General features: G+C 35.3%; 11 protein-coding genes. 8 read left to right on the forward strand and 3 right to left on the reverse strand.

Annotation, left to right across the window (positions count from 1 at the left end; all coding sequences use genetic code 11):
- Positions 1 to 6: 6 nt before the first annotated feature.
- Positions 7 to 837, forward strand: a complete 831-nt coding sequence (locus tag DMB71_RS14530; RefSeq protein ID WP_111367261.1) for an amidohydrolase family protein — start codon at positions 7 to 9, stop codon at positions 835 to 837.
- Between the two features lie 138 nt (positions 838 to 975).
- Here DMB71_RS14530 and pelA read toward each other — a convergent pair whose 3' ends face one another.
- Both pelA and DMB71_RS14540 read right to left on the reverse strand, forming a co-directional pair.
- The gene (gene pelA, locus DMB71_RS14535; protein ID WP_111367263.1) at positions 976 to 2,154 is read right to left on the reverse strand and encodes a pectate lyase; all 1,179 of its coding nucleotides are present in this window, start codon (positions 2,152 to 2,154) and stop codon (positions 976 to 978) included.
- Between the two features lie 12 nt (positions 2,155 to 2,166).
- Positions 2,167 to 3,849 (reverse strand): glycoside hydrolase family 28 protein, encoded by a 1,683-nt coding sequence (locus tag DMB71_RS14540; protein WP_111367264.1) that lies wholly within the window; start codon positions 3,847 to 3,849, stop codon positions 2,167 to 2,169.
- A 405-nt stretch (positions 3,850 to 4,254) separates the two neighbouring features.
- Here DMB71_RS14540 and DMB71_RS14550 point away from each other — a divergent pair, with 405 nt between their 5' ends.
- The 4 genes from DMB71_RS14550 (at position 4,255) to DMB71_RS14565 (ending at position 10,781) form a co-directional block, all read left to right on the forward strand.
- On the forward strand, positions 4,255 to 6,759 hold the full coding sequence (locus tag DMB71_RS14550) for a right-handed parallel beta-helix repeat-containing protein (RefSeq protein WP_111367266.1): 2,505 nt from the start codon (positions 4,255 to 4,257) through the stop codon (positions 6,757 to 6,759).
- Between the two features lie 151 nt (positions 6,760 to 6,910).
- Positions 6,911 to 7,975 carry a Gfo/Idh/MocA family protein gene (locus DMB71_RS14555; RefSeq protein WP_111367267.1) on the forward strand — a complete coding sequence of 355 codons (1,065 nt, stop codon included), beginning with the start codon at positions 6,911 to 6,913 and terminating at the stop codon, positions 7,973 to 7,975.
- Complete coding sequence (locus DMB71_RS14560) at positions 7,972 to 9,552, forward strand: sodium:solute symporter (RefSeq protein WP_111367269.1); 1,581 nt, start codon at positions 7,972 to 7,974, stop codon at positions 9,550 to 9,552. Before DMB71_RS14555 ends, DMB71_RS14560 begins: the two co-directional genes overlap by 4 nt.
- Before the next feature lie 308 nt (positions 9,553 to 9,860).
- The gene (locus DMB71_RS14565; protein WP_162614829.1) at positions 9,861 to 10,781 is read left to right on the forward strand and encodes a hypothetical protein; all 921 of its coding nucleotides are present in this window, start codon (positions 9,861 to 9,863) and stop codon (positions 10,779 to 10,781) included.
- A gap of 63 nt (positions 10,782 to 10,844) precedes the next feature.
- Here the strand turns inward: DMB71_RS14565 and DMB71_RS14570 are convergent, their stop codons facing one another.
- The gene (locus DMB71_RS14570) at positions 10,845 to 12,053 is read right to left on the reverse strand and encodes an MFS transporter (protein ID WP_111367424.1); all 1,209 of its coding nucleotides are present in this window, start codon (positions 12,051 to 12,053) and stop codon (positions 10,845 to 10,847) included.
- A 128-nt stretch (positions 12,054 to 12,181) separates the two neighbouring features.
- Between DMB71_RS14570 and DMB71_RS14575 the strand changes: the two genes are divergently transcribed.
- From DMB71_RS14575 to DMB71_RS14585, 3 genes are all read left to right on the forward strand, one after another.
- A complete protein-coding gene (locus DMB71_RS14575) occupies positions 12,182 to 12,973 on the forward strand; it encodes an AraC family transcriptional regulator (protein WP_111367272.1) in 792 nt (263 codons plus the stop codon).
- Positions 12,974 to 13,340: 367 nt separating this feature from the next.
- A complete protein-coding gene (locus DMB71_RS14580) occupies positions 13,341 to 15,527 on the forward strand; it encodes an alpha-L-rhamnosidase-related protein (protein ID WP_111367274.1) in 2,187 nt (728 codons plus the stop codon).
- Positions 15,528 to 15,645: 118 nt separating this feature from the next.
- Entirely contained in the window at positions 15,646 to 17,322 is a 1,677-nt protein-coding gene (locus tag DMB71_RS14585) for a glycoside hydrolase family protein (protein WP_111367275.1), read from the forward strand.
- Positions 17,323 to 17,446 lie beyond the last annotated feature (124 nt).

Below are 17,446 nucleotides of genomic sequence, written 5' to 3' on the forward strand. Positions count from 1 at the left end.
AAAGATATGAGTAAAAGAATAGATTCCCATCAGCATTTTTGGAAGTTTGATCCCGTTCGAGACAGCTGGATCGACGAAACCATGCAGAATATCCAAAGAGATTTTCTTCCTGAAGATTTACAGCCATTATTAAAATCAAATCAGTTTGAAGGTTGTGTTGCTGTTCAAGCAAGCCAGTCAGAAGATGAAACTCATTTTTTATTGGATTTAGCTTCTAAAAATGATTTCATAAAAGGAGTTGTCGGCTGGATCGACTTACGAAATGAGAATATCAGCGAACGTTTGAATTTCTTCTCAAATCAAAAAAAACTGAAAGGTTTTAGGCATGTGGTTCAAGGCGAAGCTGATGATTTTATGGATGGAGCAGAATTTAGAAGAGGAATTGCAACTTTAAAAGCATTTAATTATACTTATGATATATTGATTTTCGAACGTCAATTACCAGCTGCAATAAGTTTGGCAAAAGATTTTCCCAATCAAAAGTTTGTAATCGATCATATTGCAAAACCAGACATCAAATCAGGAAGCATTGAAAGCTGGAAAAAAGGAATCGAAGAAATTACGAAATACGATAACGTTTGGTGTAAAATCTCAGGAATGGTCACAGAAGCCGATTGGAAAAACTGGAAACCTGAAGATTTAAAACCGTATTTAGATGTAATTTTTGAGAACTTTTCAGTTGATAAATTAATGTACGGTTCAGACTGGCCGGTTCTTAATGTTGCTTCAGATTATAATGAAGTGGTAAAAACTTTGGAAGATTATATTTCGAAGTTTTCTGTTGAAGATCAGAATAAGATTTGGTTTGAGAATGCGAATGTATTTTATAACCTATAAATAGATTTTTAGCCACAGATTAAAGGATTAAAATGATTAAAAAATCTGCGAAAATCCTTTTATTCTGTGGCTAAATATTTTCTCAAAGAATTTTCGCAAATTCAATATTTTTTAATTTGTGAATTCGTGGCGAAAAAATTATTTCAAAACATTATTTTCCGGAGCCCATTTCTTCTGCCATTCAGGATATTTCTTCAGAGCCTTTTCAGGTTTATCGGTGTACCAAGCATAACCCGTTCTTCTTTCACGGCTTACTTCGGCTAAAGAATATAAAAACTCACTGTCGCGATCAGAGAATAAAGGGCGATGTGTTTTAAGTTCATAATAACGAGTCCAAATAGGTGGAGCAGTTGTATCGTGCACGACTCTTACGTCATTTTTGATTTTCTTGTATTTGGATTCCATTTCTTCAGCAGCAAAACTTTCAACTCTGGTATTATAGATTTTAGAATCCTGAAACCATTTTATAGCACCTTGTACCGCATTAATAATTTTTGCATCTGGATTATCAATATCCATTAAAAACAAAACTACATCAACACTTTCGGCATTGCAGATGCTTGGCGGTTCAAATTTACGTGCCCATGCAGGTTCAAGAGTTATTTCGTCGTGTTGCTGGCACCAAGCAGTCAATTTCCCATTGTCTTTAATTTGCATTTTCAAAATACAATCCAATCCTTTTTGGTAAGCATTGGCTACTTTTTTTCGGGTTTTAGCGTCAATAAAAGCATAATCAGGATCATTGTTTACAATCTTTTTTAAAAGATTCATAATTCCCATATATGCCCCATCATTAAAAGTAATGTGTCTGCTATAACCTTTTTCTAAAGGAAAATATTGTGGCCAGCCTCCATTTGGATATTGTGCTTTTATGGTGAAATTAATGCCACGCAAGCATCCATCTTTGTATTTTGGATCTTTTGTAAGCGTATAAACCTGTGCGAGATAATGAATATGAGTATAAGTCGTTTCATTATCAAAAGTAGTATGTTCAATATATTTCGTTTTGACTACACTATCAATCTGCTGTGGAGTCAAAATAGCTTTCATGTCATAATTCTTTGGCCACCCGCCATTGTCGCGTTGGAAATACAGAATATTATCGGCGATTTTCGTATAATCTGTTTCAGCATATTTCGGCTGATTCGGCACTGGATTTATAATATTGGTTTTGTCTTTTATAAAGTACCAATGATTCGTGCCATCAGTAAAAGGTTTTGTGCTGATTTCACTATTTGATTGCGCATTAGAGCATAAAAATGAAAAAACACAAAACGCAGATGCCAATAATTTCGAGCTGTTTATGGAATTGAACATAGAATCTCGTTTTTAGAATTTAACAGCTTTCTTAGGCACATTTTTATCGATAGTAGTCGTCTTAGAAAAATTAGCAGAAGAACCGCTCAAATCAATATTCTTACTCGCTTCACCATTAATTGTAATCGCATTTGATGAAGAAGGGTTAAACTCGATATTTTTCAGCGAAAGATTTTTAGTATTGTAAATTTCGAATGCATTTTTAGCTTCGATATCCAATTTTGCGTTGCTGATTTTAATTCCGTTACCGTCAATTATAGAAAATCCTTTTTGTGCTTTAGCAATGAAGTTTGTGATTTCAATATTTTCTAAATTCATTTCAGGAAGACCTTGTAAAAATACGGCCTGTTGAGCTCCTTTAATTGTAATATTTTTGATTATGATATTTTTAAACTGAGGCGTTTCTTCATTTACTGGAATCGCTTTTGTACTTACCGTATTTCCACCTTCAGCCAAAGTTTCAGCTATAGATTTTCCGCCATAGTATAAATCGAATGAAATTGCTTGAGACGGAATATCAGTCATAAAAACGTCTGAGATATAAATGTTTTCCACAACACCGCCACGTCCGCGAGTACTTTTAAAACGAAGACCGACATCGGTTCCCATAAAGGTACAGTTAGAAACATGCAGGTTTTTTACACCGCCAGACATTTCACTTCCAACCGTTACACCGCCGTGACCATGATATACGATATTGTTTTTTACAATAATATTTTCGCACGGAACACCTCTGTCGCGTCCGTCTTTATCTTTACCTGATTTAATACAAATCGCATCGTCACCCACATCAAAACTTGAGTTTTCAATCACTACATTTTTACAAGATTCTACGTCAAGTCCGTCGCCATTTTGAGAAAACCACGGATTACGAACTGTAATATTTCTAACAATTAAATCTTCAATTAATAACGGGTGAATATTCCATGCTGGAGAATTTTGGAAAACTGGTCCGTCAAACATCACTCTTTTACTATTTTGAATACTAACCAAAACTGGGCGTAAAAAATCATGAATGGCTTCAAAATCTTCTTTTGTTTTTAAGTCAAGACGAATGTTCTGGTCGGCGCCTTTAGCCCCTTTTAAATATTGTTCAGAAGGGTACCAGCTGTCTTTCTTTTCATTTAAAACCCCGCCAGAAGCTACAAATTTCTTCCATTGTTCATCTGTCAATTTACTCTTTTTAACTTGTCTCCAAACTTCACCAGAACCGTCCCAAACGCCATTTCCAGTAAAAGCGATATTCTCTAAGTTTTTGCCATAGATAGGAGAGATGCATCGCCATGTATTTAAACCTTCAAAGCTCGTTTCTATAATTGGATATAAAGATTTATCGGTAGAGAATTTAATCAAAGCTCCAGTTTCAGCATGCAATTCAATATTGCTTTTTAGAATGATTGGACCAGTCAGCCAGATTCCGGGTGGGATAATTAATTTTCCTCCACCTTTTTTAGAAAGTGCATTAATCGCATCAGCAAAAGCTTTTGTATTCAAAACATAACCGCCGTTTACCGCTCCAAAGTCTTTTAGATTAACTGAATTAGCAGGAATTACAGGTTCGTTAACTTTTGGCATTTTGAATTCGACATTTGCATAAGTATCATAAGATGTGTTTTGAGCATTAGCATTTTTCGAACTCAAACAAAGCATAATTGCCATTGCAATAGAAAAAAGATTTAATCGGTTGGTTTTCATTGTTAGTAATTTTTTGGTGTTATTTTTATAGATGTGAAAAATTACTTCTCACATAAATAATAATAATTTAAATGTAATCGATTACACAAATCTATTAAAAAAGTTTAAAAGATAGCCACGAATTCGCGAATTTTCTTTTAAAACTTTATCTAAATAATATTATTTCGAATTTATTCGAATAAATTCGAATAAATAATCGCAAAGATTTTAAAAATAAAATTCGTGAATTCGTGGCTATGAAACAAACGAAACAGGAGGGTACAGGATGCATATAACTTTATGTTCAAGTAAATTGGACAAATTATTTGGTAAAAGTGTTAAAAATACATTTATTTGTAAATTATACATGCTTAAAATTGATTGCCTTATAATTTTTACCCAGAAAAAAAATCAAAATATTAAATAATGCGTTTGAATTCATTTACTAAAATCCTGAGCTTCTTTTTAATCCTCTGCGTTTCGTTTTCTATGAGTGCGGCTGAAATTTGGATTTCCCCGAAAGGGAACGACAAAAATTCAGGTACTAAAGAAAATCCATTAGCTACGGTTCACATGGCAATGCGAAAAGCCAGAGAACTCCGCCGTTTAAAAGATCCATCTATAAAGGACGGAATCCGAATCATAGTAATGAATGGAACGTATTATTTAAACGAGCCTTTATTTGTACGCCCTGAAGATTCCGGAACTGCCGACAGCCCGACAACAATTGAAGCTGATGCAAACGCAAAACCAATCATAAGCGGTGGAATTGAAATCAAAAACTGGAAAAAAGTTAGTGTTTTAAACGGCAAAAAAGGGACGTTTTGGGTGACAGATGCACCAACAAAAGCAGGAACGTTAATTGATTTCAGACAATTATGGGTCAACGATAAAAAGGCTGTTAGAGCCAAAAATACAGCTGGAACATCAATGGAAAGAATCTTGTCTTGGGATCATGAATCGCAGACTTGCTGGATTCCATTTAAAGATAAATCGGTAAAGTTCGAACCGGGAATGGAAATGTTTATCGTACAATGGTGGTCGAATGCGAATCTTAGAATTAAAAACATTGAAGTTCAAAAAGACAGCGCCAGACTTTCGTTTGAAGAACCTGAAAGTAGAATTCAAAGCGAGCATCCATGGCCAGCACCGTGGATTTCTAAAAATAACGGAAATTCAGCTTATTTCTTAAACAATGCTTTTTCACTTTTAAACGAACCGGGAGAATGGTATTTGGATAAGAAAAATGCTAAAATCTATTATATTCCAAGAGCTGGAGAAGAGATTACTACGGCTAAAATTACTGCTCCGTTTTTAGAAAATCTTTTGGAAGTAAAAGGAACAATCGATTCTCCTGTAAGTCATTTTCAATTTAAAGGAATTTCGTTTCAGTACAGCAACTGGCTTCGTCCGTCACAACAAGGTCATGTGCCGTTGCAGTCTGGTTTGTATTTGCTGGATGCCTATAAATTGAAACAGCCGGGAACGCCAAATCAGGCGAATTTAGAAAATCAGGCTTGGGTTGGAAGGCCTCGGGCTGCCGTAGAAGTGAATTATGCGAATAACATTCAGTTTGAATCGTGCCGTTTTGAGCATTTGGCTTCGACTGGTTTAGATTTAAATAAAGGAACAAATCACAATACTGTAAAAGGAAATTTATTTAAAGACATCGGCGGAAGTGCTATTAATGTTGGAATTTTCTCTGAGGAAGCTTTTGAAGCGCATTTGCCTTTAATCATAAAAGATGAAAGAGAAATGTGTTCTGATGAAGTTATAGCCGATAATTTAATTACAAACGTAACCAATGAAGATTGGGGAACTCTGGGAATCAGTGCTGGTTTTGTTCGAAATATTACAATTGAACACAACGAAATTTCGGATGTATCATACTCTGGAATCGCAATGGGTTGGGGTTGGACGCACACGCCAAACGTGATGCAGAACAATAAAATTCTTGGGAATAAAATTCACCATTACGCAAAACATTTGCATGATGTTTCGGGAATTTACACGCTTTCGGCTCAGCCAAACAGCCGAATAGAAGAAAACTATATAGACAAAGTTTACAACAGTCCGTATGCACACGATCCGTTTTTATGGCTGTATTTATATACAGATGAAGGAAGTGAAGGTTTTACGATTAAAAATAACTGGATTGCTGAAAAGAAAATCCTTAAAAACCATAACGGCCCAAAAGGGAATATTTGGGAGCACAATGATCCTTATGTAAGTTCGAAAATTAAAGATGCTGCCGGAATCAGAGCGCCATATAAAGATTTAGAAAAAGAAGTCGTAATCGATGAAAAATGGGGATTGCAGGAAATGCCAAAACCGTATGCGATTGAATTAATAGGTTCTGATTTTGATATCGAAAAAATCAAATCGACTTTGACAGGTTTTAGAATCGTTGGTCAGGAATTGTACCAATGGAAAAATCATTTGGTGATTTATGGAAAAATGAATCAGCCGGAACGAACAAAACGAAAACTGGCGGGCGCTTTTCCAACATTACAAATTAAAATCTATGAAGATTTGGTTTACGATTTTCAAAACTTCGAAAGATGTAAAGATTCAAAACCAGCATCAGATTGGGAAAATGTGATTTTAACAGCAAATCTTCCTGCTGATGAAAAATTACAAAAAGAATATGTGGATTATCACAAAACACAATTCGAAAAATGGCCAGAAGTAGCGAAAGGTTTCTGTAATGCCGATTTCCAACAATTGCAAGTCTTTAAAAACGAAAGACAATTGATTTTGGTAATTAGTATTCCGAAAGGCGAAAATCTGGATAAACTAAATCCGAAAACAACACAAAATAATCCTCGTGTAGATGATTGGAATGCCTTAATGAAAAAATACCAATCAGGAATTGAAGGCGCAAAACCAGATGAAACCTGGATTTTCTTAAACAAAGTAGAAACGAAATAAAAGAGAAATAGCCACGAATTCACGAATTATTTTTTACAATCTAAACGGAATATTAATTCGAATTATTCGAAAAAATAATCACAAAGATTTTCAAAAAATAATTCGTGAATTCGTGGCTAAAAAAACTATCAAAAACCTAAAATAAAAACCAATGTTAAAAATAGCCATTCTGGGACTTGGAGAAGGACGAAGCACAATGTCGGCTGCAATAGAAAGTTCAAAACTAGAACTCGTTAAAATATGCGACCGAAACGAAGAATTGTGTAAACAGCGCGCAAAAGAATTCGATTTTCATTCGTACACCACCAATTACGACGATTTGTTAAACGATACTTCAATTGATATTATCGCGATTTATACGCCAGATCATCTTCACGCACAACATGTAAAACAAGCTTTATTGCATGGAAAACATGTAGTTTGTACAAAACCTTTTATCGATGATCTTTCAGATGCAAAAGAATTATTGGAATTAAGTAAATCAACAGGAAAAAAAGTTTTTATTGGACAAAGTTCGCGTTTTTTCGAACCAGCCAAAAGACAAAGAGCGGATTATGAGGCAGGTTTAATTGGTGATTTAATTACGATTGAAGCACAATATCACGCCGATCACAGATGGTTTTTAAAGAAAGAATGGTCGCTTTTGCAGTCGTTTAAATGGCTCTACGGAGGTTTGAGTCATCCTGTAGATTTTATCAGATGGTATCTTCCAAATATTCAGGAGGTAATGGGTTACGGAATGATCAGTAGCAACGGACAAAATGCAGGATTAAAGAATGAAGACACTATGCATTTTATCTTTAAAGCAACTGACGGAAGAATTGCACGTGTAAGCGGTGTGTATACTTCACCAACTCAACCAGCACAACGCGACAGCGGAATGAGTACAATTCTGCGCGCTACAGAAGGTGCAAGTCAGGCGGATTATCACGAATTGCGTTATGCGGTTACAGACAAGACTGGTGAAGAAAAAGTAATTACTTGGGGCGACAGCACGATAAAATATTATTTCCGTTTTGAGGGGCAAAGTCATCATGGCGGAGAATATCAAAATTACTTAGAATATTTTGTGGATAGCATTGAGCAAGGTTTTGAGGCCTATCCAAACATGGAAGAAGGAATTGGAACGGTAGCTTTGTTACAAGCAATGGACAAATCTCTGCAAACTGGAATGCCGGTTAAAATTGCCGATATTCTTAACGAATACGGACTATGAACAGTATCTACGATAAATTAACCACACTCGATTTTGTAATTGTTGCGGGTTATTTAGTGGCTTTATTAGTCATTGGATATGTGGTAAGTATGAAGCAGAGAAAGAAAAACGAAACGCTTTTTCTGGCAGGAAATTCTCTAAACTGGTACAGCATTGGGTTTAATATGTGGGGAACCAACGTTGGACCTTCGTCATTATTGGCTTTTGCGAGTATTGGTTATGCAACGGGAATTGTAGCCGGAAATTTCGAATGGTACGCTTTTGTCTTTTTACTGCTATTGGCAATGGTTTTTGCACCAAGATATATTGCGAGTAAAGTAAGTACAATGCCCGAATATATGGGAAAACGTTATGGCGACAGTACACAGAACATCTTGGCTTGGTATGCTTTAGTAAAAATATTAGTGAGCTGGTTGTCTTTAGGATTATTCAGCGGAGGCGTTTTAGTACGTCAGATTTTAGGAATTCCGATGTGGCAGAGTGTTACGGTTTTAGTGATTTTCTCTGGAATTTTTACTTTTGCTGGCGGATTAAAAGCAATTGCCAAAGTCAATGTTTTCCAGATGATTCTGCTGATTGTAGTTTCATTAACGCTTTCGTATTTAGGATTGCAGAAAGTGGGCGGAATCGAAGCTTTAGCAGCAAAAACGCCATCAAACTTTTGGAATTTAGTTCGTCCTTCAGATGATGCAAGTTATCCTTGGCCTGCTATTTTGTTAGGATATCCTGTTGCTGCAGTGGCGTTCTTCTGTACCGATCAATCGATGGTGCAGAGTGTTTTAGGAGCAAAAAACCTAGAACAGGGACAGCTTGGCGTTAACTTTATCGGATGGTTGAAAGTAATGGCGCTTCCGTTGTTTATTTTACCTGGAATTTTGTGTTATGCCTTATACCCGGAATTAGGAAGCAACTCAGATTTAGCTTATATGACCATGGTTACGAACCTTTTCCCAAGCGGAATGAACGGTTTGGTAATCTGTGTAATGATTGCGGTTTTGGTGGGAACAATTGGTTCTTCGTTAAATGCTTTAAGCACCGTTTTTACGAATGATATTTACGTAAAGAAAATCAACCCGACGGCGACGATTCAGGATCAAATAAAAATTGGTCGTTTAACGATTGCTGCTGGATGTGTTTTTGCGATTCTAATTGCTGTTGCGATTGACAATATCAAAGGACAAAATTTATTCAACATTTTTCAGGCGGTTTTAGGTTTCTTGGCGCCTTCGTTATCTGTTGTTTTCCTTTTGAGTGTTTTCTGGAAACGCACTACTAAAAAAGCTGTAAATGCAACGCTTTCTTGGGGTTCGGCTTTTAGTTTATTTGTTGGGGTTTTATATCTATGGATTTTCCCTGCGGATAAATACCCAGTTTGGCCTCACTTTTTATTGATTTCATTTTACATTTTTGCTGTTTTAATGATCAGCGCGATTATCATTTCTTTAACTGATAGAAATCCAGAAGTGAATGTTTCAGACGAAACGGATATTCCTAAAACTAGTAAAAAGGTGAAGCTTTTGTTTGGGTTACTAGGGTTGACGATTTTGGTTTTGTATTTGGTTTTTAATGGACATTAATTAACTTAATGAATTTGAAGCATTTTGATAGATGTAGTATTATTTCTTTTGATTACTTAGAGATATAAATCATTATAGATTTATCTATAGAAAAGCGTTTATTTACTGAAATAAGCGCTTTTTTATTCCTTGCTATAGAAGAAAAGGGTGTTTTTTGTTATTCTAATCACCAATTTAGGAGGGAATTACAGTTTATAAAATTTCCAGCAAATTGTTAAGTAGTAAAAATATTACAATTTAGATATTTTTGTAGTGTTTTTATTATATTTGCATCGTTTAAAAATATGTTTAACGATAAAAATATAATCATGTCAAAAACTATATTGGCAATTGTAGTCTTCTTTGCAGTAAGTATCAGTAAGATTGCATCGCAGAATCAAAAAATTTATGTCACTCGCGTTCAAAAAGAAGACAATAGTGTTGAGTTTAATTATATTAAATCTATTCCAGGAAATTATTTTCTTGAATTTGATTTAGAAAGTGTAACTAATGTACAGGATATTTCTGCGTTCAAAAAAACTTATAATTTAAATATAACTGCTAATTCTGGTACACTTTTTAAATTGTATCCTATTGATAAGGATAGACAGATATATTGCTCTTATGCGTATAGTTACAAAAAAGGTCTTATAAAACCAGAAGTAGATAATTCTGTAGTTTATTATCTGCCATTTAAAGAAAACAAAAATGTAGAGGTATATGAGTCTTTTAGATACAATGTAAGTCCTGAGATCTGGAAAAATTATGGTATCTATTCTAAAACAAAAGATACGATTTGTGCGATGAGAAGAGGCGTGGTTACAGATATTAGAAAATTTCCTGTAACAGATAAAGGACAAACAACATTCAGAACAGAAGTCATAGTTGATCACGCTGACGGAACAAATGCGTCATATATTGGCGTGGATGAAAAATCAATCGCAGTAAAAGTTAATGATTTAGTTTTTCCAGGTTCAAGAATTGGATTAATAGATGATGTGGTAGATGAGGATAAAAACCACAATTTTAAATTCAATGTTTATTACTTCTCTGATGAAGAAATACAAGGATTGGACGGAAAAAGCCAAAAAATAGTAGAAAGATCGGTGTTTCCCGTTTTTTATACCATGGAAGGATATTTAAATTTAGCAAATGATAAAAAATATACTGTTAAACATAATGAGGAAATATTCTTTAAAGAGATGACTGCTCAAGAAAAAGAAAAATACAAATCTCAGTATAAAGGTTAGAATTATTATAAAAGCAAAAATGCTCCATAATTTGGAGCATTTATTATTTTGTAAAACTTAAATTTATTCCTTTTTTCTCCCTTCAATATTCGGCAAGAAACCAGTAATAACCCCAATTAAAGGTAGGAAAGCACAAATCTTAAACACATATTCTATACTCGTTGCATCGGCTATTTTTCCTAAAACTGCAGAACCTAATCCGCCCATTCCGAAAGCAAATCCGAAGAAAAGACCCGCTACAAGTCCTACTTTTCCAGGCATTAATTCAGTTGCATAAACTAAAATTGCAGAGAAAGCCGAAGAAAGAATCAATCCGATAATTACAGATAAAGTTCCAACCCAGAAAAGAGAAACATAAGGAAGTATTAAAGTAAACGGAGCAACGCCTAAAATAGAAACCCAGATTACATATTTACGTCCGAAACGATCTCCAACTGGACCTCCGATTAAAGTTCCTGCTGCAACAGCTCCAGAGAACAGGAATAAATAGACTTGCGACTGCTGAATCGAAATATGGAATTTATCAATCAAAAAGAAAGTATAATAACTCGTAATACTGCTCATGTAGAAGTATTTAGAAAAAATCAAAACCAATAAAATTACAAGAGAAGCAATTACACGGTTTTTTGATAAATGATGCGTTTCAATTTTATGAGCCGATTTATTTGCATTTCGCTCAGACAAATGTTCGGTGTACCAAATGGCAATTTTGTACAAAGCAAAAACGCCAACCAAAGCAATAATACAGAACCACGCCACATAACTTTGTCCGTGTGGAATTACAATAAACGCTGCTAATAAAGGACCAATCGCACTTCCGGCATTTCCGCCCAATTGAAAGATGGATTGCGCTAGACCTCTTTTTCCGCCCGAAGCCAAATGCGCCACGCGAGAAGATTCAGGATGAAAAATTGAAGACCCAATTCCGATTAAACTTACAGATAATAATAAGTATATAAAGTTAGAAGCGATTGAAACCATAAAAAGTCCGACCATCGTAAAACACATTCCAATAATCAGTGAATACGGTTTAGAATTTTTGTCGGTATACATTCCCACAAAAGGCTGAAGGATAGAAGCTACAATTTGGTAGGTAAAAGTAATGATTCCGATTTGAGAGAAACTCAAATTAAAGTTTTCTTTCAAGAGCGGATAAATTGACGGCACTACAGCCTGTAAAAGGTCATTGACTAAATGAGAAAAACTGATAATAAAAAGTATCGAATACGTAGTTTTTTTAAGTATGTCAGGATTTGCTTTGATAGTGTTCATGTTGTATTTTTTGATTCTTAAATTAGGTTTAAAAACAACAGCTGTATTATTTTTTACAAAATTGAAACAAATAACAATGTCAAAATTGCTATATTTGGACAATGAATAACCAGATTCGGACATATAGAATGGCGCAGGAGCATGGATACAGAGAAGATCCATCAATTCCTGTTATTGGTTATACCGAAATGGTAACCAACGAAATGTGTATTTCGCACTCGCACCCAAGAGGTCAATTGATTTATGCTACACGTGGCGTAATGAACGTTGTGGTGGGAAATCATATTTGGGTTGTGAATCCGTTGCAGGGTTTATGGCTTCCGGGCGGAGTAGAGCATCAGGTTACTTTTCAGAAAGACGTTAATTACTACAGCGTTTTTATCGATCCGTCTGCAATGGCAGGATTACCAGAGAAAAGTTTTTCATTTGATATTCCGATGTTTTTAAAACAATTGGTTTTTAAAATTATTTCTTTTGGAGTAGAAGGAAATTTAACGCCTCCGCAACACAGAATCATATCAGTTTTTCTGGACGAATTGGCTTTAATAGAACCAAGCGCGACTTTCCTGCCAACAACCAATCACGAAAGATTGCAAAAAGTAGTTGAACTGATAATGGAAGATATTGCCAGCAAAAACACGATCGATTATTACGCCGAACTTTCGTTTATGAGTAGTAGGACTTTATCACGTTTATTCATCAAAGAACTCGGAATGAATTTCAGCGACTGGCGTACTCGTTTAAAATTATTAGAAGCCATAAAACGCTTGGGTGAAAAGCAATCCATAAAAGAAATTGCTTTTAATCTGGGTTACGAAAATACCAGCGCCTTTATTTATATGTTTAAAAAGCATTTAGGAAAAACGCCTTCTAATTATATTCTGGAAGATGAAAATGAATCTGATAGAATGATTGCTTAACTCATATATGTATAAAATCACTCACAATCCTTGTCATTTCGACGAAGGAGAAATCTCCACGAGTAGCTCGACAAAGATTGGACTTTCGTTGCGGAATTACTTGCGAGGATTTCTCCTTCGTCGAAATGACAAAAAATACGTAAATAATTAAAATCCGTTTTCATCCGCGTCTTCGCAATAGCGAATCCACCTCATACACATCCCATAAAAATTCTAACATCATTCTTTTTAGTACTAAAAAAGTGATAAGCCGTAATTTTTCCCTTAAAAAATTATCAAAAAGTATTGTTTTTTATGAAATAGCAGGATAGTGCAGGTTGTCAAATGTAAAGATAACACTTATCTTTAGTCCCAAAATACACTAACTATGCTAAACCGCTTTTCCATTTTTAAGACTTTACTTCTTTTTGTTGCCCTTATTTTTTGTTTGCCATCATCGGCACAAGAAAAAGCAAAAGAAGCGACATGGATCTGGTACCCAGGAGATTTCGAAGTTTGGTTGAGCAATAAAATGCAGGTAAGACGCACAGAACGCGAAGCCGTATTTCCTCCGCTTTGGCAATATTACAGTCCATATGCTTTGGTCACTTTTCAGACAGAAGTAGATATTCCACAGCCAGACGAAGTGAAAATCTTCTCAGAAGGACCTTTTCAATTACTTTTAGACGGCGTTCAAATTTACGGACAGCCAAAATCAATTTCAGTTCCTGCTGGAAAACACAAAATTTCCTTTAAAGTTTACAATCAGGAAGTGTTACCAGCTATTTATATTAATGGAAAGTATGTTAAATCTGATGCCTCTTGGAAAGTAACTAACGAAGATAAACTTTGGATTGATGAAACCGGAAAAGCACAACAATCGGGTACGCCTTGGGTTCCAGTTGGTTCTTGGAATTTTAATTCGCCAGAAAGTAAACCTTCCGGATTCAAACTAACAACGAAACCTTTGAGCGCCAAAAAAACAGAAAAAATAGGAGCTGGTCAGTTGGTAGATTTTGGAAAAGAGACTTTTGGTTATATTAAAATTCACGGTTTAAAAGGAAAAGGAAAACTTGCTCTTTATTATGGTGAATCTCGTGAAGAAGCGTTGGATTCTGCGAAATGCGAAACTTTAGATCATTTATCTTTCGATGGAAAACAATCTGAAACCTATACGCATGATGGTTCAAAAGCATTCCGTTATGTTCAGGTTCAAGCAGATGCAGGTGTAAAATACGATTCGATTTCGATGCTTTATGAATATCTGCCATTAGACTATCGTGGCGCATTTAAATCATCAGACGAACAATTAAATAAAATTTGGGATGTGTCGGCTTATACGATGCATTTAACTTCTCGCGAATTTTTTATAGACGGAATCAAACGCGACCGTTGGGTTTGGTCTGGAGACGCTTATCAAAGTTATTTAATGAATTATTACTTGTTCTTTGATTCGGCTTCGGTAGAAAGAACACTGTTAGCACTTCGTGGAAAAGATCCTGTGACGGCTCATGTAAACATTATAATGGATTATTCGCTGTATTGGTTTGTAGGCGTTTACGATTACTACTTGCATACAGGCGATACGAAATTCATCAAAACTTTTTATCCAAGAATGAAATCGCTTATGGATTTCTGTTTAGAAAGAAGAAACAAAAACGGATTCCTTGAACCATTAGAAGGCGATTGGGTTTTCATTGATTGGGCAGACGGATTGCCAAAAACAGGTGAAGTTAGTTTTGAGCAAATGTTATTAGCAAGAAGCCTTGAAGCAATGGCAGTAAGTGCTGAAATTGCTGGAAAAACCGAAGACCAAAAACAATATCAGAAATTAGGAACTGATTTAAAAACCAAATTATTTGATGTGTTTTGGGATAAAAAAGAAAACGTAATGAAACACCAGCGTATCGATGGTAAAATCCAAAATATTGTAACCAGATACGCAAATATGTTCGGTATTTTCTTCAATTATTTTAATGAAGAACAAAAACAAAGCGTAAAAAATAAAGTACTACTGAATAAAGATGTTCTCCAAATCACAACGCCATATATGCGTTTTTATGAGTTGGAAGCGTTGTGCGCAATGGGTGAACAGAATTACGTTTTAAAAGAAATGAAAGATTATTGGGGTGGAATGCTGAATGAAGGCGCAACCTCTTTCTGGGAAGAATACAATCCAAATAAAAAAGGAACAGAACATTTAACAATGTACGGTCGTCCATACGGAAAAAGCCTTTGCCACGCTTGGGGCGCAAGTCCGATTTACTTATTAGGGAAATATTATTTGGGTGTAAAACCAACTGCTCCGGGATATTCTGAATACGAAATCAAACCTAGTTTAGGCGGTTTAAAATGGATGGAAGGAAAAGTGCCAACACCTAACGGAGAAGTTACCGTGTATTGCAGTACCAAAGAAATCAAAGTAAAAGCGGGCGAAGGACAAGGAAAATTGATTTTTGAAAGTGCATCAAAACCAAAAACAAATTCTGGAACGATTACAGAATTAGCAAAAAATAAATATCAATTGATTGTAAAACCGAATGTAGAGTATAAAGTGAGTTATAAGGCTTTGTGAGTTTTACGTCCAGCATGTCATTGCGAGGAACGAAGCAACCTCACTAATGATTGCGTAAAGTTTGATATAGCAAATGTGATTGCTTCGTTCCTCGCAATGACAAAAAAATAAAAAACCAATGTTTTCAAAAAATACAAAATACAACTTCAAATTAAAAACTGCTTTCCTAATGCTAATTGCTGTCTGTATCCAAGCCACAGCACAAACAACAGCATGGAAACCAGCCTCATTTGAAATTGTAAAATCAAAATACAAAACGTTCAAAACCACACAATACGCGCATGTATTTTCAGGAAGCAAACACAATATTGTTCGTTTAGCTCCAGAATTGCAAGGTTTAACGGGTATTGAACTTCCTTTAGAAGCATATAAAAATGGAACTAATGAATCCCTAAAGCTAAAGTTTGAAGAACCAGTTACAGTTTTAATAGGGGTTTTTAAAGAAAAAAACAATGAGGAATATTTTCAATTTAAAGATAATGAAAATGCCAAGTTGATTATTGAAAATGGAATTACTATAACAGGTCTTCCATCTACGGATGTTTATGCAATGTCTTTTTCAAAAGGATCATTTAATTTAAAAAGCAAAGGATTATTCGCTTTTTTAGGAGTTATAAAAGCATCTGAAAAACTAGAACCAAGAAACGCCAATTTCCCAGACGGAAAACTTTGGAATCCAACTTTTATTGTTGAAGGATTTTCAGATGAAAAACCGCTTTTCGAAATTATTGGTGGAGAAAACAAACCCGTAATTGATGAAGGAATGTCTGGAACCGAAGGAATTCAAGGTGGTTTTGAAGGCGGACGAGTAGTAAAAGTCGGCGATACTTATCATATGTTTCCAACCGAAAGAGCAGGAGAAAAAGGTGTTGATTACTATTACGATCGTGTAAAAACCAAAATTGGACATTGGACAAGTAAAGATGCCATTCATTGGAAAAGAGAATCTACAATTTATCAAGCAAGTGGAACTTACGCTGTAACGGAAGACGATAATCCGATGAATGATCGTCGTGCCGCAATTTGGTCGTACATGCCGGTTTTTAATGAAAAAGCAAATAAATGGTACGGCTATTATTTGGCTTACACCGTTAGTAAAGAAATAGAACCAAATCATTCATTCGGAAGAATTTGGCGTTGCGAATCAACTGTTGACGGAATCAACGGAATCGGTGGTCCTTATAAAGATATGGGAATCATTATGGAACCGGGATTAGATTCTCAACCATGGGAAGGTCGTCAAGGCGTTGCTTCGTTTTTTCCATATCAAGTTGGAGATAAATATTTCGGATTCTATAGCGGTGCGTATCCGTTCAATTCATGGGCAGATTATCCAAAGAAATCGGGAAAAGGCTGGTTTGTGGCTTTAGCCGAATCCAAAAGTTTAGAAGGTCCTTGGTTGAGAATGAATAAAGGTTTGGAACCAATTAAAACCATGCATCCGTTATTTGTAGAAAATCCAATCGTAAGTCAGTTGCCAAACGGAATGTACATTGCAATTTTCGACGGAGGACCAGACGGCTGGGGGCATCATTTACCAAATATGATTGCGTATTCATTATCAGCAGACGGCATTAATTGGGCAGAAGCACATTATTTACCAATCGAAACCAAAGTCGATAAATGGTGGGATATTATGAGAACGCCATTATGTCTAATCCCAGAAGGAAATGACGTTTACACAATAGTGTATAATGCGATCGATTTAAAAAGAAGATTTCATCCAACGGGAATGGTAAAAGTCAAACTGAATAAAGACGTAATGGAGTCGAAGTTAAAAGAATTGAAAAAGTAATAGACGTGGTAGAGGAAAGAAGCAAGAAGCAAGATTTTTTTGATTAAGAAGATAAAAGAATCAGCTAAATCTGCAAAATCTGCGAGAGAAAAATAAAAAAACTTTGCGCTTTAGCGACTTTGCG

It is taken from the genome of Flavobacterium tistrianum (assembly GCF_003254545.1).
GTDB lineage: Bacteria > Bacteroidota > Bacteroidia > Flavobacteriales > Flavobacteriaceae > Flavobacterium > Flavobacterium tistrianum.

Bases quoted from the DNA above. Each gene is read 5' to 3' on its own strand.
- DMB71_RS14570 (WP_111367424.1), bottom strand. From the start codon at position 12,053: ATGAACACTATCAAAGCAAATCCTGACATACTTAAAAAAACTACGTAT.
- DMB71_RS14585 (WP_111367275.1), top strand. From the start codon at position 15,646: ATGTTTTCAAAAAATACAAAATACAACTTCAAATTAAAAACTGCTTTC.
- DMB71_RS14575 (WP_111367272.1), top strand. From the start codon at position 12,182: ATGGCGCAGGAGCATGGATACAGAGAAGATCCATCAATTCCTGTTATT.
- pelA (WP_111367263.1), bottom strand. From the start codon at position 2,154: ATGTTCAATTCCATAAACAGCTCGAAATTATTGGCATCTGCGTTTTGT.
- DMB71_RS14560 (WP_111367269.1), top strand. From the start codon at position 7,972: ATGAACAGTATCTACGATAAATTAACCACACTCGATTTTGTAATTGTT.
- DMB71_RS14565 (WP_162614829.1), top strand. From the start codon at position 9,861: ATGTCAAAAACTATATTGGCAATTGTAGTCTTCTTTGCAGTAAGTATC.
- DMB71_RS14540 (WP_111367264.1), bottom strand. From the start codon at position 3,849: ATGAAAACCAACCGATTAAATCTTTTTTCTATTGCAATGGCAATTATG.
- DMB71_RS14550 (WP_111367266.1), top strand. From the start codon at position 4,255: ATGCGTTTGAATTCATTTACTAAAATCCTGAGCTTCTTTTTAATCCTC.
- DMB71_RS14530 (WP_111367261.1), top strand. From the start codon at position 7: ATGAGTAAAAGAATAGATTCCCATCAGCATTTTTGGAAGTTTGATCCC.
- DMB71_RS14555 (WP_111367267.1), top strand. From the start codon at position 6,911: ATGTTAAAAATAGCCATTCTGGGACTTGGAGAAGGACGAAGCACAATG.
- DMB71_RS14580 (WP_111367274.1), top strand. From the start codon at position 13,341: ATGCTAAACCGCTTTTCCATTTTTAAGACTTTACTTCTTTTTGTTGCC.